17 protein-coding genes and 1 tRNA gene are annotated in these 21446 nt (G+C 65.1%); 10 read left to right on the plus strand and 8 right to left on the minus strand.

What is annotated here, in order from left to right; genetic code table 11:
- Together glcE and NYQ83_RS07380 are read right to left on the minus strand one after the other, a co-directional pair.
- Nucleotides 1-1206, minus strand: a complete 1206-nt coding sequence (gene glcE / locus NYQ83_RS07375) for a glycolate oxidase subunit GlcE (protein ID WP_261213652.1) — start codon at nucleotides 1204-1206, stop codon at nucleotides 1-3.
- 14 nt (nucleotides 1207-1220) lie between these two features.
- Entirely contained in the window at nucleotides 1221-2714 is a 1494-nt protein-coding gene (locus NYQ83_RS07380; protein ID WP_261213654.1) for an FAD-linked oxidase C-terminal domain-containing protein, read from the minus strand.
- 195 nt (nucleotides 2715-2909) lie between these two features.
- On the opposite strand from NYQ83_RS07380, the gene NYQ83_RS07385 reads away from it, so the two are divergent.
- The 4 genes from NYQ83_RS07385 to NYQ83_RS07400 all read left to right on the plus strand — a co-directional run bounded on the left by NYQ83_RS07385 (nucleotide 2910) and on the right by NYQ83_RS07400 (nucleotide 6575).
- Entirely contained in the window at nucleotides 2910-3347 is a 438-nt protein-coding gene (locus NYQ83_RS07385; protein ID WP_234629558.1) for a c-type cytochrome, read from the plus strand.
- A gap of 330 nt (nucleotides 3348-3677) precedes the next feature.
- On the plus strand, nucleotides 3678-4463 hold the full coding sequence (locus NYQ83_RS07390) for a (Fe-S)-binding protein (protein ID WP_261213657.1): 786 nt from the start codon (nucleotides 3678-3680) through the stop codon (nucleotides 4461-4463).
- Entirely contained in the window at nucleotides 4460-5878 is a 1419-nt protein-coding gene (locus NYQ83_RS07395; protein WP_261213658.1) for a LutB/LldF family L-lactate oxidation iron-sulfur protein, read from the plus strand. Before NYQ83_RS07390 ends, NYQ83_RS07395 begins: the two co-directional genes overlap by 4 nt.
- A 19-nt stretch (nucleotides 5879-5897) precedes the next feature.
- Complete coding sequence (locus tag NYQ83_RS07400) at nucleotides 5898-6575, plus strand: lactate utilization protein C (RefSeq protein WP_261213659.1); 678 nt, start codon at nucleotides 5898-5900, stop codon at nucleotides 6573-6575.
- Between the two features lie 11 nt (nucleotides 6576-6586).
- On the opposite strand, the gene NYQ83_RS07405 is transcribed toward NYQ83_RS07400, so the two are convergent.
- Both NYQ83_RS07405 and xseA read right to left on the minus strand, forming a co-directional pair.
- Nucleotides 6587-7165 carry a hypothetical protein gene (locus NYQ83_RS07405; RefSeq protein WP_261213661.1) on the minus strand — a complete coding sequence of 193 codons (579 nt, stop codon included), beginning with the start codon at nucleotides 7163-7165 and terminating at the stop codon, nucleotides 6587-6589.
- 107 nt (nucleotides 7166-7272) lie between these two features.
- Entirely contained in the window at nucleotides 7273-8880 is a 1608-nt protein-coding gene (xseA, locus tag NYQ83_RS07410) for an exodeoxyribonuclease VII large subunit (protein WP_261213663.1), read from the minus strand.
- 68 nt (nucleotides 8881-8948) lie between these two features.
- On the opposite strand from xseA, the gene NYQ83_RS07415 reads away from it, so the two are divergent.
- Nucleotides 8949-9701 carry a 16S rRNA (uracil(1498)-N(3))-methyltransferase gene (locus tag NYQ83_RS07415; protein ID WP_261213665.1) on the plus strand — a complete coding sequence of 251 codons (753 nt, stop codon included), beginning with the start codon at nucleotides 8949-8951 and terminating at the stop codon, nucleotides 9699-9701.
- Between the two features lie 37 nt (nucleotides 9702-9738).
- Here NYQ83_RS07415 and NYQ83_RS07420 read toward each other — a convergent pair whose 3' ends face one another.
- Nucleotides 9739-10293 (minus strand): hypothetical protein, encoded by a 555-nt coding sequence (locus tag NYQ83_RS07420; RefSeq protein ID WP_261213667.1) that lies wholly within the window; start codon nucleotides 10291-10293, stop codon nucleotides 9739-9741.
- A 147-nt stretch (nucleotides 10294-10440) separates the two neighbouring features.
- Between NYQ83_RS07420 and NYQ83_RS07425 the strand changes: the two genes are divergently transcribed.
- Both NYQ83_RS07425 and NYQ83_RS07430 read left to right on the plus strand, forming a co-directional pair.
- Nucleotides 10441-11814 carry a glutamate--cysteine ligase gene (locus NYQ83_RS07425; RefSeq protein WP_261213668.1) on the plus strand — a complete coding sequence of 458 codons (1374 nt, stop codon included), beginning with the start codon at nucleotides 10441-10443 and terminating at the stop codon, nucleotides 11812-11814.
- Between the two features lie 298 nt (nucleotides 11815-12112).
- Nucleotides 12113-13288, plus strand: a complete 1176-nt coding sequence (locus tag NYQ83_RS07430; RefSeq protein ID WP_261213669.1) for a GGDEF domain-containing protein — start codon at nucleotides 12113-12115, stop codon at nucleotides 13286-13288.
- A 40-nt stretch (nucleotides 13289-13328) separates the two neighbouring features.
- Here the strand turns inward: NYQ83_RS07430 and NYQ83_RS07435 are convergent, their stop codons facing one another.
- Nucleotides 13329-16649 (minus strand): histidine kinase dimerization/phospho-acceptor domain-containing protein, encoded by a 3321-nt coding sequence (locus tag NYQ83_RS07435; RefSeq protein WP_261213671.1) that lies wholly within the window; start codon nucleotides 16647-16649, stop codon nucleotides 13329-13331.
- Nucleotides 16650-16898: 249 nt separating this feature from the next.
- Here NYQ83_RS07435 and NYQ83_RS07440 point away from each other — a divergent pair, with 249 nt between their 5' ends.
- Together NYQ83_RS07440 and NYQ83_RS07445 are read left to right on the plus strand one after the other, a co-directional pair.
- The gene (locus NYQ83_RS07440; protein ID WP_128292299.1) at nucleotides 16899-17441 is read left to right on the plus strand and encodes a phasin family protein; all 543 of its coding nucleotides are present in this window, start codon (nucleotides 16899-16901) and stop codon (nucleotides 17439-17441) included.
- A gap of 583 nt (nucleotides 17442-18024) precedes the next feature.
- Nucleotides 18025-18101: transfer RNA gene (locus tag NYQ83_RS07445), tRNA-His, on the plus strand.
- 90 nt (nucleotides 18102-18191) lie between these two features.
- Here NYQ83_RS07445 and NYQ83_RS07450 read toward each other — a convergent pair.
- Entirely contained in the window at nucleotides 18192-19430 is a 1239-nt protein-coding gene (locus NYQ83_RS07450) for a benzoate/H(+) symporter BenE family transporter (RefSeq protein WP_261213673.1), read from the minus strand.
- A 55-nt stretch (nucleotides 19431-19485) separates the two neighbouring features.
- On the opposite strand from NYQ83_RS07450, the gene NYQ83_RS07455 reads away from it, so the two are divergent.
- Nucleotides 19486-20100: a helix-turn-helix domain-containing protein gene (locus NYQ83_RS07455; RefSeq protein ID WP_261213675.1), complete on the plus strand. Its 615-nt coding sequence runs from the start codon at nucleotides 19486-19488 to the stop codon at nucleotides 20098-20100.
- 29 nt (nucleotides 20101-20129) lie between these two features.
- On the opposite strand, the gene NYQ83_RS07460 is transcribed toward NYQ83_RS07455, so the two are convergent.
- Nucleotides 20130-21311 carry an ROK family transcriptional regulator gene (locus NYQ83_RS07460; protein ID WP_261213677.1) on the minus strand — a complete coding sequence of 394 codons (1182 nt, stop codon included), beginning with the start codon at nucleotides 21309-21311 and terminating at the stop codon, nucleotides 20130-20132.
- Nucleotides 21312-21446: the final 135 nt, after the last annotated feature.

Consider the following 21446-nt stretch of genomic DNA (forward strand, 5'->3'; position numbering starts at 1 on the left):
TCAGCTCCCCATCCGGCCGGGATTCAATATCCCCTGCGGATCGAAATTCTCTTTCAGCCTCCGCGACAAGGCGGCGAGCGGGGCCGGCTGCGGTTCGAAGGGCGAGAGGCCGGTGCGCAAAGCCGCAGAGCCTCGGATCAGCGTCGCGTGGCCGCCGCCGACCGCCCTGATGGCCCGCCGGATGGCGCCTTCGGCAGCGTCTTCCGCGCCGCTTGTGACCTCGATCCAGACGCGGCCGCCGGCCCAATCGAAAAAGAAATTGAGCGGCTCGTTCGCGAGCCTCGCCATCAGCGCCGCACCGGCGCGCGGCGCAACGCTGACGCGCCAGAGCGGATCGCTGCGGCCGGCAAAGGGCAGGCAGTCGCGGATCGCGCGCCAGAAGTTTTCCGATTGCGGCACGTCGAGGATCTCCACCGCGCCGCGGTCGTGCATCATGCCGTTGAGCGCCTCGCTGCGATAAGAGACGGAGGAGGGAAAGCCCTCCAGCCGGAATGCGGTGACGGAACTTTCAAAAGACAGGCCACAGGCCTGCGCCATCCCTTTCGGCAGATGCGCCGCGCCCGAGACTTCGTGCGAAGAGCCCATGGCTTCGGCCATCGCCGCGCAGGCCGCCTCATCTGAGAGGCCGAGGACCAGAACGGTGGCGATGCGCTCCGGCCGCGGCAGCACTTTGAAAGTGAGATCGGTGACGAGCGCGAGCGTCCCCCAGGAGCCGGCAAGCCCCTTGGAAAGATCATAGCCCGTCACGTTCTTGACCACGCGCCCGCCCGCCTTGAAGGCCTCACCGCGGCCCGAGACGGCCGACAGCCCGAGAATATGATCGCGCGCGGCGCCCGCCTTGATGCGGCGCGGACCGGCGAGATTGGCCGCGAGCACACCGCCCAGCGTTCCCCTCCCGGGCTCCTGCCCGAAAATCGGGCCGTAATCCATCGGCTCGAAGGCGAGTTCCTGATTGGCATCCGCCAGGAGCTTTTCGATTTCGGCAAGCGGCGTGCCGGCCTTGGCGGAAAAGACGAGCTCGTCCGGCTCGTACAGGGTGACGCCGGACAAAGCTGAGAGATTGAGCGTGTATTCCGCCTGAACCGGGCGGCCGATGCCGCGCTTCGACCCGTGTCCCAGGATTTCGAGCGGCACCTGTTCGGCGGCCGCCCAGCGGACGACATCGAGCACGGATTCGGCAGTCTCGGGGCGAAGCGTTTCGGCCATGGGGCGGGAAAATCTCAGAAGCGGGGAATGTCGGGGAAAGGAAGCTGGCCCTTATGCACATGCATGCGGCTGAGCTCGGCGCATTGGTGCAGTTCCGGGAACACCTTGCCGGGATTGAGGAGCTGGCGGGCATCGAAAGCGCATTTCACCCGTTCCTGCTGGGCGAGATCGTCCTCGCTGAACATCTCGCCCATGAGGTCGCGCTTTTCCACGCCGACGCCGTGCTCGCCGGTCAGAACGCCGCCCACCTCCACGCAGAGCTTCAGGATCGCCGAGCCGAACGCCTCGGCCCGTTCCAGCTGATCGGTATCGTTGGCATCATAGAGAATGAGCGGATGGAGATTGCCGTCGCCGGCATGGAAGACATTGGCGACCCGCAGGCCGAATTCGGTCTCCATCTCCTTCATGCGGTGCAGAACCTTCGGCAGGGCTTTGCGCGGGATCGTGCCGTCCATGCAGTAATAATCCGGCGAGATGCGGCCGACGGCGGGAAACGCCGCCTTGCGTCCCGCCCAGAAATTGGCGCGCTCCTCTTCCGACTGCGAGACGCGGATATTGGCGGCATTGTTGTCGCGCGCGATCGCCTCGACCCGCTCGATCAGCTCGTGCACCTCCTCGCCCGGGCCGTCGAGCTCGACGATCAGAAGCGCCTCGACATCGAGGGGATAGCCCGCATGGACGAAATCTTCCGCCGCCTGGATCGCCAGGCTATCCATCATCTCCATGCCGCCCGGAATGATCCCGGCGCCGATGATGTCGCCGACGCAGCGGCCCGCATCCTCGTTCGTCGGAAAGCCGAGGAGAAGCGCCCGCGCCGTCTCCGGCGAGCGCAGAATTCGAACCGTCACCTCGGTCACGACACCGAGAAGCCCTTCCGAGCCCGTCATCAGGCCGAGGAAGTCGTAGCCTTCGCTGTCGAGATGCTTGCCGCCGAGCCGAATGACCTCGCCGGTGATCAGCACCATCTCCAGCCCGAGCACATTGTTCGTGGTCAGCCCGTATTTCAGGCAATGCACGCCGCCGGAATTTTCCGCGACATTGCCCCCGATGGAGCAGGCGATCTGTGAGGACGGGTCGGGGGCGTAATAGAAGCCGCGATGTTCCACGGCCCGGGTGACGGCGAGATTGGTGACACCCGGCTGCACGATCGCCGCGCGGTTATCGAAATCGACGTCGAGAACCTTGTTGAACTTCGACATAACGAGAAGGACGCCGTCGGCCAGCGGCAGAGCGCCGCCGGAGAGCGAGGTGCCCGAGCCGCGCGGCACGACGCGGATCTCATTGTCGTAACAATAGCGCAGCACGCGCTGCACCTGTTCCACCGTCTCCGGCAGGACGACAATCATCGGCAGCTGACGATAGGCGGTGAGACCATCTGTCTCAAACGGCCGCATGCCATCAGGATCCGTGATGACCCCCTCACCCGGAACGATGGCCGAAAGCGCCTTGGCGATTTCCTCACGGCGCGCCAGAATTTCGGCCTTCGGGCCGGGCATCGCCACACTCATTGAGCCTCCCTGCTCTTTTGTCTTTGGCCTTCTTCCGAGGCCCGCCGATTATCGTTCAGCGTTTCATCTCAGGCAACCATAGCGCGATGTCGCATTGCCAAACCAGAAAATCCTCCCCCTTGTGTGGCGCGAAGCCCTGTGCTCCATTCCGCCACCTTGGAATGAGTCAAGCTTTGACATAACAAGGAGTGTCCAATGATTAGGATTTCGGCTGCTGCCCTTGGCGTTGCTGCCATCCTTGCCGCGGGCAGTGCGTATGCTCAGGACGACCTCGTCGCGGCCGGTGAGAAGGTCTACAAGCAGTGCCACGCCTGCCACTCGGTTGGTGAAGGCGCCAAAAACCGCGTCGGTCCCGAGCAGAACAACCTGTTCGGACGTGTCGCTGGCTCGTTGCCTGACTTCCGTTATTCCGACGCCATGAAGAGCGCCGGCGAGAACGGCCTCGTCTGGACCGAAAAGTCCCTGCACGAGTACCTGAAGAACCCGCGCGCTTATGTGCCGAAGACCAAGATGATCTTCGCCGGCCTCAAGAAGCCCGAAGACATCGACGCGGTGGTTGCCTATCTGAAGACGTTCGATACGGATGGCATGCCGGATCCGGACGCCAGCACGTACACGCCGCCCAACGGCTAATCGGGCGCAAGCGCCTGTTTCATGACGACCCGCCGCTCGAAAGGGCGGCGGTTTTTTTTCGAGGTCCGTTTTTCGCTCGCGGAGATTTCCGTGCCGCAGCCATTCTTCGTGGCGGCTTGAGCGGCTGGCAGGCGGGAACTTCGGCAAAGCCTGTTCGCTCGGCATGCTGACACCAGAAGCCTGCGCCACAAGGTTGTTGATCTCGCCGCAGCGGCGGACCTAAGTTGCGTGTTCGGGCTCCCGACTGACCGGCCCCTGCCGCCAGACCTGGAGCCATCGGAGCCAGCCGAGGGCATGACGCACACCGCTCGGCCGCAGAGGATTGAGCGCTTGTCGCCAGAAAACACCGAACATACGACAGCTTCGAAGCCGCGCGTCGGTCTCTTCGCCACCTGCCTCGTCGATCTCTTCCGCCCGCAAGTCGGGTTTGCCGCGATCAAGCTGATCGAGGCATCCGGCTGCCACGTCGAAGTCCCGGAGAACCAGACCTGCTGCGGCCAGCCCGCCTACAATTCCGGCGACCGCGGCGATGCGGCAGCCATCGCCCAACAGGTCATCGCGACCTTCGAGGATTACGATTACGTCGTCGTTCCGTCCGGCTCCTGCGCCGCGATGATCGCCCGCCATTATCCCGAGCTCTTCGACGACGCCGATTGGGCGCGGCGCGCGACCGCGCTTTCTGCCAAGACTTTTGAGCTCACGGCCTTCCTCTATGACGTCATGGGATTGCGCGACGTCGAGGCGGCATTCGCAGGCAACGTCACCTATCACGACGCCTGCTCGGGCCTGCGCGAACTCAATGTGCGCGACCAGCCGCGTGAGCTGTTGAAATCCGTCGACGGCCTCGCCTTTACCGAGCTCAAGGACGCCGATGTGTGCTGCGGCTTCGGCGGCACCTTCTGTGTCAAATATCCGGAGATCTCCAACGCCATCGTCACCAAGAAGACGGCCGCGATCGCGGGGTCCGAAGCCGATACGCTGGTGGCCGGCGATCTCGGCTGCCTCATGAACATGGCCGGCAAGCTGCAGCGCGAGGGCAAGCATGTGCATGCACGCCATGTGGCCGAAGTGCTCGCCGGCATGGCCGACGGCCCGGCGATCGGCGAGGCGGAATGAGCGCACCTTTTCGTTCCCAGGCGTTCAAGGAAAACGCCGTCGACGCGCTCGCCAATGTCGAGCTGCAGCGCGCGCTCGGGCATGTGGAACGCGGCTTCATCCAGAAGCGCCAGAAGGCGGTCGACGCCCTGCCGGAATTCGATGCGCTGCGCCATGAAGCGCGCGCCATCAAGGACCACACGCTTGCGCATCTCGACCTCTATCTGGAGGCGTTTGAGGGCAAAGCGCGGCAGGCCGGGGCGGAGGTGCATTGGGCGGAGACGGCGGCGGACGCCCGCGAGGCGGTGCTTTCCATCTGCCGCAGGGTCGGCGCCAAGACCGTCACCAAGGGCAAATCGATGATCTCCGAGGAGATCGGCCTCAACGCCTTCCTGGAGAAGAGCGAGATCAAGCCGATCGAGACCGATCTCGGCGAATACATCATTCAGTTGCGCGGCGAGCCGCCTTCCCACATCATCGCCCCCGCCGTGCATGTGAACCGCGACCAGGTGGAAGCCGATTTCCGCCGCGTGCACACGCATCTCGATCCGAAGCGTGATCTCGCCGATCCGGTGTCGCTGCTCTCGGAGGCGCGCGCCACCTTGCGCGACATGTTCCTCGCCGCCGATGTTGGCATCACCGGGGCCAATTTCCTGGTGGCGGAAACGGGCAGCTCCATTATCGTCACCAATGAGGGCAATGGCGACCTCACCCAGATCCTGCCGCGCGTGCATATCGTGCTCGCCTCGATCGAGAAGGTGGTGCCGACGCTCGAAGACGTCTCGACGCTGCTGCGCGTTCTGGCGCGCTCCGCTACGGGGCAGGAACTCTCCGTCTACACGACATTCTCCACCGGTCGGAAGCGGCCGGGTGACGAGGACGGCCCGGAGGAGACGCATGTCATCCTCCTCGACAATGGCCGCTCCGAAATGCTCGCCAACGAGTTCCGCGAGATGCTGCGCTGCATCCGCTGCGGCGCCTGCATGAACCATTGCCCGATCTATCACGCGATCGGCGGCCACGCTTATGGCGCGACTTATGTGGGCCCGATGGGCGCGGTGCTGGCGCCGGGCCTCTTCGGGCTCGAAAACACGGCGAACCTGCCCAATGCCTCGACCTTCTGCGGGCGCTGCGAGAGCGTCTGCCCGGTCGAGATCCCCTTGCCGAAACTGATGCGGCATTGGCGCGAGCGCGAATATGAGCGGCATCTGAAGCCGGCGACGGAACGAAACGGCCTGCGCATCTGGGCCTTTCTCGCCAAACGCCCGAAACTCTACCGGCTCGCCACCCGCATCGGGCTCACGGCGCTTCACCCCTTCGGGCGCCGCCGCGGGCGCTTCTCGTCGCTGCCGCTCGCCGGCGGCTGGACAAGCCATCGCGACATGCCGGCACCGGCGAAAAAGAGCTTCATCGATCAGTGGAAGGCCCGCTCGTGACGGCGGCGGGAGAGACATCATGAGCCAGCGCGAAACCGTGCTCGGCAAGATCCGGCGCGGCCTTGCCTCCGGCAAGTCGGCAGAAGCGCGTCGCGAGACCGTCGCCCAGCGCCTCGGCCAGCACCCGGCGAACACCGTGCCGGCCCGTGGCCATGTCGACCAGCAGGCGCGCCTCGATCTCTTTGCGAAGATGGCGGAAAAAGTCTCCGCCACTGTGGAGCGGGTGGCCTCTGCCTCAGACCTTCCAGAGACAGTCGCGGAATATCTGCGCGGCCGCAACCTGCCCTCGGATCTCAGGACGGGTGCCGACCGGCGTCTTGCCGATCTTCCCTGGGACAAGGTCCCGCAGCTTGAAGTGAAGCACGGGCCTTCCGACGGGCGCGATCATGTCGGTCTCAGCCACGCTTTCGGCGGGGCGGCGGAGACCGGGACGCTCTTCCTGCTCTCGGGGCCCGACAATCCTACGACGCTCAACTTCCTGCCGGATCACCATCTCGTCGTGGTGCGCGCTTCCGACATCGTCGGCGACTACGAAACCTTGTGGAACCGCCTGCGGGAACACTCCGGCGACGGCGTTCTGCCGCGCACGGTCAATCTCATCACCGGCCCCTCACGCTCGGCCGATATCGAACAGACCCTGCTTCTCGGCGCCCACGGGCCGCGCGCCCTCCACATCCTCATCGTCGAAGACGCCTGAGCGCCTCCGTCTTACCGGGATACGTCGGGATTGATGATTTCGGCGGGCTCCGGCTCGCCGGCATTTCGGTCGGACTCCGAGCTTTCGGGTTCGCCCTGGCGGTCGCGGGGGGCGCGCGCATCGGGCCCCGTATCGAGATCGCCCGGAACCGGCAGCGGCTCGACCGAACCGTTCGCAGGATTCTCCGGCGCGGTCTCAGACGGAGCCGGCACGGGAGGCGCGGTCTCCGGCTCGGTCGAGGACGGCGCGTTCATCTGCGGGGACGTCTCCGGCGCGGGTGCGGGAGAGGTCGCAGGAGATTGTGCGGGTGCCTCCTCCTCGCCCTGTGGCTCCGAGGTCGGCTCAGAAACCGGCTCTGAGGCCGGCGTGCTCCCCTTCTCTTCCGGAGAGCGGAAGCGAATGGTCGGATAAGAGAATGTCGCCTGTTTCCAGACGAGTTCGAAACCGCCGAGATTGAACTCGTACTTTGGCGCCTGGCCTTCTTCGACCTGCACGGAAGGCAGCCGGCCTTCCTGTGTCTGGCGGATGTCGACCATGAAATAGGCGGCGACGGCGAGAAGGATGACGACAAGAACGAGAAAGAAGCGCATGGGTCTCGGGAGGTTCGCCGCGGGACGTTGCGGCTCGTTTCACGGCTAAAATGGCGCCGCGGCCGATCGGTTCCGGCGACGCGGCCTGTGTCCCCCGATATCGCGGCCTAAAAGAGGCTGCCCTGCGCCTTGGGAGCGGGCTTCGCCTTCGCCGGTTTCTTCGCTGCCGCCGGCTTCTCGCTCGGCGGGATCTCCGATGGGCTCCCCGTCGCAGGCGTCGGCGTGCCACCATCGCCGGCGACGACCGGGCGGCGCCCATCCTGGAACTCCACCTCGTAGGACATGCCCGTCCGCATCGCGTCGGCCCGCGTCACCGTTTGACCGGAAGCATCATGGATGACGGCATAGCCGCGTCCGAGAACGGATTTATAGGAGAGCGTCTCGAGAAGCCGGCAGGCATTGTCGTATCTCTCCTGTCGCGCCGCGGCTGCGCGGCGAAACACCTCCGCGTGGCGTGCGGTCGCCGCGAGCCGCTCCCGCTCCCCCCGCAGCATCCGCTGGAGCGTCTCGGGCCGGAGGCGCGCGGCACGCACGAGATCGCGCCGCGCCGAAGCGCGCACGGCGCTCGCCGAGCGATCCATTCGGCCCGCGAGATCGGCAAGCCGTTCGCGCCGGCGGCGCAGATCGGCGCGCAGGCTGTCGCCGGTCAGGCGCGCACCGACACGCAGATAAGCCTGCTCCTTGAAGCGGCGATGCTGGGCGAGCCCGCGCAGCAGACGCCCGCCTGTCTCGTCGAGGCGGTGGCGCGGCAGAGCGAGGAGCTCGTTGAGCGACGGCATGGCACGGGCCGCGCCCGTCAGATCGCGCCTGAGGGAAGCTGCGAGGCGCTGCCAGGCGCCTTCCTGGCGGGCTGTGAAATCGGCGACGCAGGCGACGAGTTCGGCGCGCACGGGCACTGCGATCTCGGCGGCACCCGTCGGCGTCGGCGCGCGCCGGTCGGAAGCGAGATCGATGAGCGTCCAGTCTGTCTCATGGCCGACGGCGGAAATCACCGGAATGCCGCTCTCAGCGACGGCCCGCACGGCAACTTCCTCGTTGAAGGCCCACAGATCCTCGATCGAGCCGCCGCCACGGGCGACGATCAAGAGATCCGGGCGCGGAACCGCACTTCCGTCTTCGATGCGGTTGAAGCCGCGCACGGCCGCCGCCACTTCCTCGGCCGCGCCCTCGCCTTGAACGCGCACCGGCCAGACGAGGACCTGGCGCGGAAAGCGCTCGCGGAGACGATGCAGGATATCGCGGATGACGGCGCCCGTCGGCGAGGTGACGACGCCGATCACCTTCGGCAGATAGGGGAGCGGGCGCTTCTTCGCCTCGTCGAAAAGCCCTTCGGCGGCGAGCGCCTTCCTGCGCTCCTCGAGGAGCGCCATCAGCGCGCCGGCACCGGCCGGCTCCAGGCTCTCCACCACGAGCTGGTAATTGGAGCGGCGCGGATAGGTGGTGATCTTGCCGGTCGCCACCATCTCCAAGCCTTCCTCCGGCTTGAACTTCAGCCGCTGGAAGGTCGTGCGCCAGACGACGACGTCGAGAGAGGCGCTTTGATCCTTGAGTGTGAAATAGCAATGGCCCGAGCCGTGCGGGCCACGGTAACCGGAAACCTCGCCGCGCACGCGCACATGCTCGTAATTTTCTTCGAGCGTGCGCTTCAGGGCGAAAGCGAGATCGGCGACCGTATATTCGGCGACGTTGGAGACTTCGACGGGGGATGCGGGCATGACGCAGTCTTGACGGAGCGAGAGCCGCGCTTCAAGCGCGTTTTAGAAAGAACGCCGGGAGAGCGACGATGGCCTACGATTTCATCACGAAGCGACTTTTCGTCGAAGAGCCGCTTCAAGCCGGCGGATCGATCTCGCTTTCGCCCGAGCAGGCCAATTATCTCCTGAACGTCCTGCGCCTCGACAACGGAGCCCCCGTGCTCCTCTTCAACGGCCAGGACGGCGAATGGCGTTCGAAGGTCGTCAAGGACGGCAAGAAAAAGGGCCATCTCACGGTGGAGGAGCAGACGCGGCCGCAAACGCCCAAAAGCGATCTCACCTATCTCTTCGCGCCGCTGAAACAGGCGCGGCTCGATTACCTGGCGCAGAAGGCCGTGGAGATGGGCGTCGGCCGGCTCGTGCCGGTGATCACGCAGTTCACCCAGGTGCGGCAGGTCAAGACCGCGCGGATCGCCGCCAACGCGCTGGAAGCCGCCGAACAATGCGGCATCCTCAATCTGCCGGAGGTGGACGAGGCGAAAGGTCTGGCAGAGGCCATCGAAGCGCTGGAACCCGACCGCCGGCTGATCTTCTGCGACGAGCGCCACGAGGGCGATCCGCTTGCCGCGCTCGCCGCCCTCAAGGGCGAGAGGCTGGCGCTTCTCATCGGGCCGGAAGGCGGGTTTTCGGACGCGGAGCGAAGCGCCATCTCGGCGAGACCGCAGACGCTGACGATCTCGCTCGGACCGCGCATTCTGCGCGCCGACACCGCGGCGGTCGCAGCCCTGGCACTCATTCAGGCCGCGGCCGGCGACTGGCGCCAGGCCTCACCAGATCGATAAGCGGTCGCCCTCATCACTGAATTGTCGACGAGAGCGCTCAATTGGCGATGAGGGCGAGATCCGTGACCGGCTGCACCGGACCACCGGCGCCGACCTTGTCGTTGACGAGCACGCGCAATTCGCCCGCGCCATTGTTGGTGATGGTCATCGCGGCCTCGGTGTCGCCCATCACGTCCTTCGGCCAGACGAGCGCGAACTTGATCGTGTCGCCGCTGCGCTTGCCGCTCATGACCGCGGTGCCGACCTTCGAACCCTGATAGGTGCCGCGATAAAGCCCGCTTTCGGGGTCGTAGGCGACATTGACGCGCACATCGCGGGTGAAGATCGCATAGGCGCGGCACTTGCCGGCTATGCTGATCTTGTTGGCCGCGCCTTGTCCGGCCAGCGAGCAGTTGATGTTGGTGGGCCCCGAGCGTTCGTTGCGGATGACCATGCCGCCACCTTTCCAGGTGCCGTCGAAACGCTCGATGAAATCGGATTCGGCGGCACCGGCCGCGGGAGCGGCAAGCATCGCGCCGAGCAATGCGGCACCGAGAATGAAGCGAGACGTCAGCTGGATCATGATCGAACTCCCGACTGGCATGGCAGTCATGCGCCCCTTCGTCTCACTTTAGAATGCTTTCGCTATTGGCAAAAGCACGCTCTCGCCCGACATGCGGAAAAGGCTTTGAAAGGCGCCTTTGGCCTTACTATGGTCGCGCCGCCGACAGCCTGACGGCCGCATTCAAAGAAAGATCCGATGGCCCGCGACACAGCGAACGACAACCCGATTGAAAACCGCGACCAGCTGGTCTCCTCGATCGAAAAGGGCGTCAAGCCGCGCCAGCAATGGAAGATCGGCACCGAACACGAGAAGGTGCCGTTCTACCGCGACGGCAACCGGCCGGTGCCCTATCACGGCGAGAAGGGCATCGAGGCGGTCCTCAAGGGGATGGAAACCCTGCTCGGCTGGGAGCCCATCTACGATGGCGAGAACATCATCGGGCTTGGCGATCCGACCGGCGGCGGAGCGATCTCGCTGGAACCGGGTGGCCAGTTCGAACTCTCCGGCGCCCCGCTTCCCAACATCCATCGCACCTGCCGGGAAACGCACGCACATCTCGCCCAGGTGCGCGAAGTGGCGGAACCCCTCGGCATCGGCTTTCTCGGCATCGGCATGGCCCCGAAACGGTCGCGCGACGCAACGCCGATCATGCCCAAGCAGCGCTACCGGATCATGGCCAATTACATGCCGAAGGTGGGCGGCAAGGGTCTCGACATGATGCTGAGAACCACCACCATCCAGGTCAATCTCGACTTCTCGTCGGAAGCCGACATGGTGCGCAAGATGCGCGTCGGCCTCGCGCTGCAGCCCATCGCCACCGCGCTCTTCGCCAATTCTCCGTTCACCGAGGGCCGGCCCAACGGCTTTCTCTCCTACCGCGCCGAAATCTGGCGCGACACGGACCGCAACCGGACGGGTCTCCTGCCTTTCGCGTTCGAAAAAGGCTTCGGCTTCGAGCGCTATGTCGATTGGGCGCTCGACGTGCCGATGTATTTCATCATCCGCGGCGGGCGTTACGTCGACATGACCCACACCACCTTCCGGCAATTCCTGAAGGAACCGAAAGTCGACGACATCGGTGAGGTCACCCCCTCGATGGGCGACTGGCTCAACCATCTGTCGACGCTTTTCCCCGATGTCCGGCTGAAGACGTTTCTTGAAATGCGCGGCGCCGACGGCGGCCCGACACGGCGTATCTGCGCCCTGCCGGCCTTCTGGACGGGCATCCTCTACGATGACGACGCGCTCGCAGCTGCCGAATCTCTCACTTACGACTGGAGCGAGGCCGAACGAGAAGCGCTGCGCAACCATGTGCCGAAGACCGGCCTTGCGACACCCTTCCGTCGCGAGACCGTCCTAGACATCGCCAAACGCGCCGTCGCCATCTCCCGAACAGGCCTGAAACACCGCAATCAAATGAGCGCCGGCGGCTTCAACGAGGCGGAATATCTGGCGCCGCTTGAAGAAACGCTCGCCCTGAAGCGGACGCCGGCGGAGGAACTTCTCGCGCAATATCGCACGCGCTGGGGCAATTCGGTCGAGCCGCTCTTCTCCGAATACGCCTATTGAGGCGGGCGGGCGCCGCTCGTGCGATGGGCGGCTCTCGCGCTTTGCACCTCGTCTCCGCGTTGAGAACCTAAGGCATAGGCCTTCTGCCGCCCTGCCACCAGGCAAGGCAGGGGCAAGGTTTGTCTGGAATCATTCAACACAAGAAGGGCGAAATCGCACCTCGTCGGGGGCCATCCCACGCGGGCCCTCGGGCTTGCTGCATGGGCTATCTCAGAAGCTTATCCCATATCGGCAGGCAACAGCATCCAGGACGCAGGCACCTGCCCCAAAGAAAGGCATAGAGGCGAAAGCCACTGTCATGCAGCTCGATCTCACCACGATCTCCGTTGTCTCGGCTTTCTGCGCGGCGATCTGTGGCATTCTTTTGGTTCTCGCGCGCTGCCGTTATCCCGAGACGAAGTACATCTGGTGGTGGGTTGCCGCGAACGTCGCTTTCGTCATGGCCTCGCTGCTTCTCGCGCGCTGCTACGACCATGGCCTGCTCCACCCGATCTCCTTTGTAATGATGACGTTTCATCCTGCGTTGATCTGGGCTTCGACGCGGATGAACGGCGCGTATCTCGTGACTTCGCTTGTCATTTTCGCTGGGCCGGCGTTCGTCGCTCTTGCGGCCTTCGCCGCCCCCGAGGCCCGCATGCATATGGGCGGCACCGCCCATGCCTTCGTCGGCAGCGCCTATCTTCTCGCAACCGCATATTGCATGGTCTTTCATCCGGCCCAGCCAACGGTACCGGCCCGCTGGCCGCTTGCCGGATTGTGCATCCTGCATGCCTTGGCGCTGGTGTTTTCGTTGCCGGTTCTGTCGTTTCTCTCCGACGCCCCATCGACCGTTCACGCGGCCGCCGAGACGCTGCAATTCGAGGCGCTGCTCTTCATTCTCGGCAGTACGATCTTCGTGACCGCGGCGATGCGGGAAAGGCGCGAGGTCTGTCAGAGGGTGAGGGCGGAGACGGACGAGCTCACCGGCATTCTCAACCGCCGAGGTTTTCTGGAGCGGGCCGAGCGCACCCTGAAGCGCTGTCGGAAAGACGGCACGCCCTGTGCCGTCGCCCTCTTCGATCTCGACTACTTCAAAGAGATCAACGACACCTACGGCCACGCTATGGGCGACAACGCACTCAAGGCTTTCATCACGACAGCGCAGCGCTCCATGCGCGCCAACGATCTCTTCGGCCGAGTGGGCGGCGAGGAATTCGCGGCGCTCTTTCCTGGGGCCGATGCGCCCGCGGCCCTCTCGCTCGCCGAGCGGGTCCGGCAAAGCTGGGTGCGCGTCGGACGCAAGATCGACGGCTGCGACGTCAACAGCACGATGAGCGGGGGCGTCGTGGCGCTTCGTGACGGCCAGTCCCTGGAAGAGCTTCTGGCTCTCGCCGATCAGGGGCTTTATCTGGCGAAGAAAGCCGGGCGCAACCGCATCGAGCTCGCCGCAAACGACAAGCCCGGGCCGCCGACCTCACAGACCTGTCTCGCCTGAGCTTTGAGCCGATCCTCTCGCCCTCTTCGGGAGAGAGGCGTTACTCGAAGAGAACGCGGGTCGCCGGGAACGCCACTTCCGCGATCGTGCCCTCTCCGCGCGCGCTCTTCAAAACGAACTGCGCGCGGTTCGCCTCTACCAGCGCCTTCGTCAGCGGCAGACCGAGACCGGAGCCAGTGCCCGTGCCGATCGCCGAGGTGATGATCTGGCGGAACGGCTCCATCGCCCGCGCCAGCTCGCTCTCGCTCATGCCGCCGCCATTGTCGCGCATGCGCAAGACCACCTCGCCGTTCTCCTCCAGCCGGGTGGAGAGGATCACCTGCCCGCCCGCATCCGTGTATTTCACCGAATTCGACAGAAGGTTCAAAAGGATCTGGCGCAGCGTGCGGGCATCGGCGACGACGGACGGCAGGTCGGGCGCCAGGCTCGTGCGGATGATCACCCGATGGCGGCCGGCCTGCGGCTGCATCAGCGAGACGGTCTCACGCGCCAGCGTGTTGAGATCGACGGCGGAGAAATCGAGATCGAGCTTGCCCGCCTCGACCCGCGCGATGTCGAGGAGATCGTTGACGAGGCTGACGACATGCTCCGACGAGGAGCGAATATCGCGCAGATATTCCCGGTAGCGCTGGTTCTCGATCGGGCCAAAACGCTCCTCCACCATCAATTCGGCAAAGCCGATGATGGCGTTGAGCGGCGTGCGGATCTCATGGCTGATGCGGGCGAGGAAATCGGATTTCTGGCTCGAGGCCCGCTCCGCCTCGGCGCGCGCTTCCTGGAGCCGCGTCTCCGTCTCCTTCCACTGCGTGATGTCGCGCAGAACCGCGCAGAAGCGGGGGCGCTCGCCGCTCCCCACCTGGCCAAACGTCATGAAGAGCGGGATCGGCCCGCCCTTGGTGCGGCCCAGAACCTCGCGGCCCTCGTTGAGGAGGCTCTTGATGCCCGCCATCCTCAGGCTCTCCAGATAGGCTTCAGCCTCCACGCGGCTTTCTTCCTCCAAAAGCTCGGTGAAGGAATTGCCGACCACCGCGTCGGCTTCGATGCCGAAAAGCGCTTCGGCGCTGCGGTTGAGGCTTTCGACACGGCCCTCCGCATCGAGCACGATGACGCCATCGAGCGCCGTATCGAGGATCGCCTGAAGTTCCCCGACCTTAGAGGAGAGCACCGCATTGGACAGCGTGACGGGAGCCTCGACGGGCCCGGTGTCTTCGGCCGCCCCGTCTTCGGGCGCAGTGTCTTCGGGTACCGTTTCTTCGGCCGCGCCCTCACGAACCGTCCCGGACACTTCGTTCGACAGGCTTTCCGGATCCTGCCTCGCTTCGGGGGGCGCGAAATCGTCGTCCAGCCCTTCGCCACCGTCCTCGGCCGGCCCCTCGGTCGCCCCCTCAGCCGGTGCGGCCTCTTCGGACGTCTCGATTTCCGAAGCCCTTGCTTCAGCCTCGTCAGGGACCTCTTGCTGCTGCTCCTTGAGGCCGTCGCGGCGCTCTTCGATCGGCGAGCCGCTCGAAGGCTGCAGATCCGTCACACGGGCGCCGAGCGCGGAGGCGATCGTCTCGAAGGCGCGCTTTTCCTGCGTCGACAGGCGCGACCATTCCGGCAGGCGTTCGACGTCTGAGCGGATCGGCACGACATTGTCGTTGGGCGGAGCCTCGCCTTCGCGCTCATGCCGACCCGTTGGCGCCTCATCCATTTCGGCTCCCTCCGGAAAACGCAAGTCGAAGGCTTCCGCCTTCAGGGACTCGGCCGGGCGCAGAACGCCAAAACCGCGGAACCCCTGAAACGCCCGGTCGGCATCGAAGACCGGGAGTGCGGTGAGCTCGGCCGGAATGCGGATGTCGCCGGCCTCGGACGGCCACCAGGCGGTGAGCCCGCTCCAGGTATCGCGCGCGTGAAAGGCTTTGGCCACGCGCCCGGTCGGATCCAGCCGCAGGCGTGCGGCCACATCGTCCCAGGTTTCGCCCACGACCTCCGAATTGCGGCCGACGAGCTGGGTCAGGCCCTGCGAGACGAAAAGAATGCGGTGCGAGGCATCGCTCTGCCACAGAAACCGCACCGAGACCGGCCGGGTGAGCGTGGCAACCGGCGCTGGCTCGGGTTCCGGTTCGGGCGCCTCGCCTTCATCCGCGACCGCGGTCTCCTCGCTCGTCTCGTCCCGGGCCGCCTTTTCGCCGCCGGGTTCTTGCTCAGACAGTCGGTCTGCAGCGGCTTCGGCAGCTTCACCCGGCCCGTCAGGTCCCTGGTCGGGAGCGACAACCGCCCGCGGGTCGTCCGCGTCCGCTTCGGGCGAAGCGTCGGGCGCAGAGGCGTCTTCAGCAGCCTCGTCCCCGTCCTCATCAGAGGCGGAGGTTTTCCGGGGCGCCTCGCCGGCACCATGCTTCTCGGGATCGTAGGTGGTGAGACGATCGGCAATCCAGGCCGGCAGCGCGCGCCGCACCGCTTCCGTCAGATCCGTTTCATCGTCATGGGCGTGCGCGCCGTCATCGGGTGCATCATCGTCGGACACAGGCCCATCGCGGTCGCTCATCTCCGCGATCTCGTCGTGATCGTCGTCGTTCGCTGGAATATCGGGCGCCGGAATATCGGGCGCCTGAACATCAGAAGCCTGAGTGTCGGGAGCTGGGAGCTCGGTGGCTTGAACGTGCGTCTCCGACTTCTCGAGGGGTTTGGCGTCGCTTTCTCCCCCTGAGAGCTCGCCCTTTGAGAGCTCGCCCCTCGAGAGCTCATCGGAGCTCTGCGGCAGCGCTCCCGCAGAATCCTCGCCCAGAACAGGTCCGAAATCGCTCTCGACATCGATGATTGCAAGACACGTCTCGCTTGCGATCGGGACGAGGCTCGCCCGGCGGAGCCGCGCCTCATAGGGCCAGGCGGCGACAAGCTGCGGCTTGCCGGAGAGCGCCCGGCCCCGCCGGTCTGAGGGCAGCTCCGAAGCTTCGAGGAGGCGCGCCGCAACCTTGTCGCAGGAGAAGAAAGCCGGCATCTGCGCGGGATTGGGCGCATGCTCTGCTGCGATCGCGACCGCCAGGAGGCCGCGTTCGCCGCCGATCACCACGCGCCGGCACTGGCAGACGACCGGAACGGCGCCGAAGCCACGCCCGAGACGCAGCCGCCCGAGGGAGCCCGTTTCGCCCGCGGTCTTCGCCAGCATGCGAATGTCGCGCTTCAAGGGCTCGGCCGATCCGAGGCCAAGGGCGAGCGCTTCTTTGGCAGTGCCACAGCCGAGACGCTCGGCCGCGGCCGGATTGAGCCAGCCGAGCCGGTTGTCGTCGAGGCGGAAGAACATGGCAGGACGCGCGTCGCTCACGAGCACCGCCAGGCGCTCGTCCGCCATCGCCTCCACCAGGCCCCTGCCCTCCGATTGCATGATTTCCGTAATCTCCGCGACTCGCCTTGGTTAAAAATAGGTAACCGGAGTTGAAAAAGAATCGCAGGCCTGGAGCGCGTCGCAAAGTCCGTTTTTCTCAAGGATGGTTAACGGTTGAAAACTTCAACCGCCGGCAGGACCTCGCATGCTGCAGCGCAATAATTTGTTGCGCCGCACAAAACTTTCCCTATATACTCTCCAGAAGCCTGAGGGGGGAGCAACCCAGGCAGAAGCGGAAGGAGATATTAGATGTCCAGTGAGCACGAATTCAATCAGGCTGGTGAAAAGGCTTTTGATGAGGCGGCGGCGACCGCGCAGGATGCGGCCAATACTGCCGATCGCGCGTTTCAGGACGCCACCGAGAAGCTCTCGGAAATGTTCGGCATGACGCAGATGCAGATGCCCGAAGCTTTCCGGGCGATGACGGAGCGTTCTTTGGCGAGCGCGCGTGAGAATTACGCCCGCCTCAAAGCCGCTGCAGAAGAGTCCACGGACGTGATGGAAGATACTGTGGAAAACGCCCGCGAGGGTCTCCTGCAGGTGCAGTTCAAGGCGCTCGACAACGCCAAGGCCAACACCGATGCGGCGTTCGACCACGCCCGTCAGATGCTCGGCGTCACCTCGTTCGCCGACGCGATCCAGCTTCAGAGCGCCTTCATGCGGTCACGCTTCGAAGCGCTGATGGATCAAGGCAACGGCATGCGCGACCTTCTCACCAAGGTCACCGAGGACACGTCTCGCCCGGCCCGCACCGCGGCGAAGAAGAACCTCGACAAGGTCACGAGCCACTAAGCCTCTGTGACACGATCTGCGACGCCACCCGCAGAGGCGGCGCGCACCATGAACGAGCCCGGCATTTTGCCGGGCTTTTTTTTTCACGCCAAATTTTTCGCTCCGAATAGGATTACCCGGCGCCCGCACATTTTCAGGGGCCGCGTCTCCGGCACTCCGCCTATCCGGGGCGCATCTCCGGGGGCTGCGGCGAGGCGGGTTCGACCCGGCGGCCGCCCGAGCCCGGCCCCACGACAAAGCCCGCACCATAACGCCTCGGCCCAAAAATCGGCCGAAGGTCACGCCCACCAGGCGCCGGCGAGCTCCGGGAGGCTGCCAAGGCGAGGCCTCCAACGGCGGCATTCATGCCATTGCAGGAAGCCGCGAGAGAGCGGCAGCGACACCTCGCGATGAGGCCATCCGAGCCCGCATGCGACGCCGCCGCGGCGGAGTTTCTTCTCCGCCCCCTTCCCTTGGCGCCGCTCCTCGGCTAAGCGGTGCCGCAGAGGCGAGGAATCGCAAGCCCGGGCGCCAGGATATGGCCCACCGGCGCTTGAAATCTCCGGCGCGGAACACTAGGGTCCGCACCGCCTCAGCAGGACATGCGAACGTAGCTCAGTTGGTTAGAGCGTCGGATTGTGGCTCCGAAGGTCGGTGGTTCGAATCCACCCGTTCGTACCAGTTTTCTCTCTCACGACATCGATCGTAAGATGCGCCAGGCGCGGCCTCCGCGCGACCTGGAAGGGCGCGTGCACACAGGCGCGGTGCGTCCTACCGCCGGGCAAAAATCGGCCTAAAGGACCGCCGGCCGCGTGGGGAGAGAACCACGCCCGTGGCGATCCCGAAAAGCAGCGCCCAGAGCGGCGCGCCGATGCCGAGAAAGGTGATGCCCGAGACGGTCGTCATAAACGTCACCAGGGCCGCTTCCCGTTTTTCCGGCTGCCCCAGCGCGGCGCTCAGGCTCGCACCGATCGTGTTCAGCAAGGCGAGACCCGCGACCGTCACCACCAGGGCTTTTGGGGCGATGAGAAACAGACTGATGACGGCCGCGCCCAGAAGCCCCACCACGCAATAGATGACGCCCGTCACGACGACGGCCTTGTAGCGGGTCTTCGGGTTCTCATCGGCCTCCGGCCCGGCGCAGATCGCCGCGGTGATGGCGGCGAGATTGAAGGCGTAGCCTCCGAAGGGTGCCAGAAGGAGCGTCGTCAGACCGGTGACGGTGAGACAGGCGGACACCGGCGGCTCGTATCCCGAGGCTTTCAGCGTGACGATGCCGGGCGTGTTCTGCGAGGCCATGGTGACGATAAAAAGCGGCAGCCCGACGCCGAGCAACACCGGCAGCGAGAAGGCCGGCATGGTGAAGACCGGCTGAGCGACAGAAAAATCGATCCCCTCCCCGGCCTGAAACGCCCCGGTCGCGGCACAGAAGGCGCACCCCGCGAAGAGCACGGCGGGAATGGCAAAGCGCCCAAACCATCGTCGGCCGGCGAGATAGGTCGCGCACATCACCGCCACGAGGGGCAGATTGTCCTCCATGGAGGAAAAGATCCCGAGGCCGAACTGGAACAAGATGCCGGCAAGCAGGGCGTTGCCGATGGTGTCGGGAATGAGGTGGGACAATCTTTCAAACCAGCCGGTGATGCCGGTCAGGGTCAACAAGAGACCGCAGAAGAGAAAGGCGCCGATCGCCTCGCTCATCGCCACGCCGTTGAGGCTGATGACGAGGAGGGCCGCGCCAGGCGTGGACCAGGCGGTCAGGATCGGCATCCGGTAGCGCAAGGAGAGGATGAGACCGCTGATCCCCATGCCGAGGCCGAGCGCCAGCATCCAGCTGTTGGCCTCCGCCTGCGAGGCGCCCAGGACGTCGATCGCCTGGAAGATGATGGCAACGCTGCTCGTATAGCCGAGAAGGACGGCAATGCAGCCCGCAACGATGTGCGATAGTTTCAGTCCCGCCAGCATTGTAGCCGCGCCTTTCCAGTTCGTGCGCGCTAGGAATGTGCCCAATCCAGTTCCGGACGTTATAACGTCCGTGCGTTATAGCGCACAACAGGCGATGTGAATGACCGAAGAAAAAATCCGCATCAATCTCAAGGCCGCGCGCAGCCGTGCGGGCCTCAGCCTGGCGCAGGCGGCCGAGCTCACCGGCGTCAGCAAGGCCATGCTCGGCCAGATCGAGCGCGGGGAATCGAGCCCCACGATCGCGACGCTTTGGAAACTCGCCAAAGGCTTCCAGCTGCCGCTGACCGCCTTCATCGAGGATCTGATTGAAACCACGGGCACCTTCGCGCCCGCGCAGGTGCGCCCCGTCCAGTTTCGGGGAAGCATCGGCTTTCACACCGTCTTCCCGTTCGACCCCGTCTTCGGCTCCGAGACGTTTTTGATGACACTCCAACCGGGCCAGGTTCACCAGTCGAACCCGCATGATACGGGCGTCGTCGAAGATGTCTTCGTGACGCGCGGCGCGATGGAGGTCTTGATCGCCGGAGAATGGAAGAGCTGCAGCTACGGGGACGCTTTCCGCTTCCCCGCCGACCAGCCGCACGGCTATCGCAACATGAGCGCCGAAATCGCGCACTTCCACAACACGATTCACTATCCGAAGACGACTCTGTTCGAGACGACCGACCGGAACGCCACACCCGTCAAGACGAACAAGGACGACGAGAAGACGTGACGGCTGCGACCGGCTCCGTCTGCGTCGCGTCAGATCGCCTCCAAAAATCCGAGGACGCCGGCTCCGACGATGCCGGCATCATCGGGATGCGGGATCGGCCGGATGGCGAGATGGCGCGTCGAAAGCGCCAGCGAGCGCTGATAGACGCTCTGGCGGATCGAGGCGAGGAAGGCCGGGCCGATGGCGGCGACGCCGCCACAGATGAAGACATGGCTCGGATTGAAGAAATTGACGAGGGTGGCGAGCATCCGCCCGACATCGGCGCCGGCACCACGGATGATGGCATTGGCGGCCGGATCGCCTTCCCGGCTCGCGAGACCGACATCCTCCGGGCTCAAGGCGCCATGCTCCTGCAACAGTTCAAGAAGCCGCGGGCTCTCGCCTGAGCGGGCGGCCGCCGCGCCGGCCCGGGCGATCGCCGGGGCCGCTGCCATTGCCTCCACACAGCCGACATTGCCGCAATGGCAGACGGGGCCGTGCGGATCGATGCAGATATGGCCGACATCGCCTGCCGCCCCGTCGACGCCGCGATAGACCTGGCCGCGGCAAATGATGCCGCAGCCGATCCCGGTCGCGACCTTGACCACGAGGAAATCATCGGCGCTGCGCGACAGATGCCACAGCGTGCCGAGAGCGAGGATATTGACGTCGTTGTCGACGAAGATCGGCACGTCGAAATCGGCCGCCAGCGCCTGACGCGGCGAAAAACCCTCCCACAGCGGCATCAAGGGCGGGGTGGCGAGACGGGCGCTCTCGAAATCGACCGGCCCCGGCACGCCGATGCCGATCATGCGGATGCGCTCGCGCTCCTGGCCCATCTGCCGCAAGAGCAGATCGAGCACATCGCGCAGGCGGGCAAACAACGGCTCCGGCTCGCCGCGCACGGAGATCGGTTCGCAGTGCCGGGCCATGATGCTCATGTCCGGCGACAGAAGGGCGACGTCCATATGGGTGGCGCGGATGTCGACGCCGGCGATCAGACCGTCGCGCAGCGTGACGCGCAGACCTTCCGCGCGGCGCCCGCCGGAGGAGGGTTGCGGCCCAATCTCCGTGATCAGCCCGGCGCCGATCAGATCGGTGATCGCCGCATTGATCTTGCTCTTGGAGAAATCGAGCCGGCCGGCCAGATCGCTGCGGGCACTGGTGCGCGCCCAGAAAACCTCGAGCAAGAGCCGGCGCTCGGTCGGCGACAATTGCGAAAAGCCGCGCATGTTTGACCTCATTGAACGCGCTTTGACCGTAAATAGACCGAACTTGACCATTGCTCAATCAAATTGCTGAGCGTAATTTTCGCTGCAATGAGGAAGGCCCCTGGATGTCGACGGCATCCGGAAGCGAGTTTTCCC

It is taken from the genome of Afifella sp. JA880 (genome assembly GCF_025379905.1).
GTDB classification, from domain to species: domain Bacteria; phylum Pseudomonadota; class Alphaproteobacteria; order Rhizobiales; family Afifellaceae; genus Afifella; species Afifella aestuarii.

Excerpts from the sequence above, each read along its gene's own strand:
- glcE (WP_261213652.1), bottom strand. The coding sequence starts at position 1,206 with ATGGCCGAAACGCTTCGCCCCGAGACTGCCGAATCCGTGCTCGATGTC.
- NYQ83_RS07380 (WP_261213654.1), bottom strand. The coding sequence starts at position 2,714 with ATGAGTGTGGCGATGCCCGGCCCGAAGGCCGAAATTCTGGCGCGCCGT.
- NYQ83_RS07385 (WP_234629558.1), top strand. The coding sequence starts at position 2,910 with ATGATTAGGATTTCGGCTGCTGCCCTTGGCGTTGCTGCCATCCTTGCC.
- NYQ83_RS07395 (WP_261213658.1), top strand. The coding sequence starts at position 4,460 with ATGAGCGCACCTTTTCGTTCCCAGGCGTTCAAGGAAAACGCCGTCGAC.
- NYQ83_RS07400 (WP_261213659.1), top strand. The coding sequence starts at position 5,898 with ATGAGCCAGCGCGAAACCGTGCTCGGCAAGATCCGGCGCGGCCTTGCC.
- NYQ83_RS07405 (WP_261213661.1), bottom strand. The coding sequence starts at position 7,165 with ATGCGCTTCTTTCTCGTTCTTGTCGTCATCCTTCTCGCCGTCGCCGCC.
- xseA (WP_261213663.1), bottom strand. The coding sequence starts at position 8,880 with ATGCCCGCATCCCCCGTCGAAGTCTCCAACGTCGCCGAATATACGGTC.
- NYQ83_RS07415 (WP_261213665.1), top strand. The coding sequence starts at position 8,949 with ATGGCCTACGATTTCATCACGAAGCGACTTTTCGTCGAAGAGCCGCTT.
- NYQ83_RS07420 (WP_261213667.1), bottom strand. The coding sequence starts at position 10,293 with ATGACTGCCATGCCAGTCGGGAGTTCGATCATGATCCAGCTGACGTCT.
- NYQ83_RS07425 (WP_261213668.1), top strand. The coding sequence starts at position 10,441 with ATGGCCCGCGACACAGCGAACGACAACCCGATTGAAAACCGCGACCAG.
- NYQ83_RS07430 (WP_261213669.1), top strand. The coding sequence starts at position 12,113 with ATGCAGCTCGATCTCACCACGATCTCCGTTGTCTCGGCTTTCTGCGCG.
- NYQ83_RS07435 (WP_261213671.1), bottom strand. The coding sequence starts at position 16,649 with ATGCAATCGGAGGGCAGGGGCCTGGTGGAGGCGATGGCGGACGAGCGC.
- NYQ83_RS07440 (WP_128292299.1), top strand. The coding sequence starts at position 16,899 with ATGTCCAGTGAGCACGAATTCAATCAGGCTGGTGAAAAGGCTTTTGAT.
- NYQ83_RS07455 (WP_261213675.1), top strand. The coding sequence starts at position 19,486 with ATGACCGAAGAAAAAATCCGCATCAATCTCAAGGCCGCGCGCAGCCGT.
- NYQ83_RS07460 (WP_261213677.1), bottom strand. The coding sequence starts at position 21,311 with ATGCGCGGCTTTTCGCAATTGTCGCCGACCGAGCGCCGGCTCTTGCTC.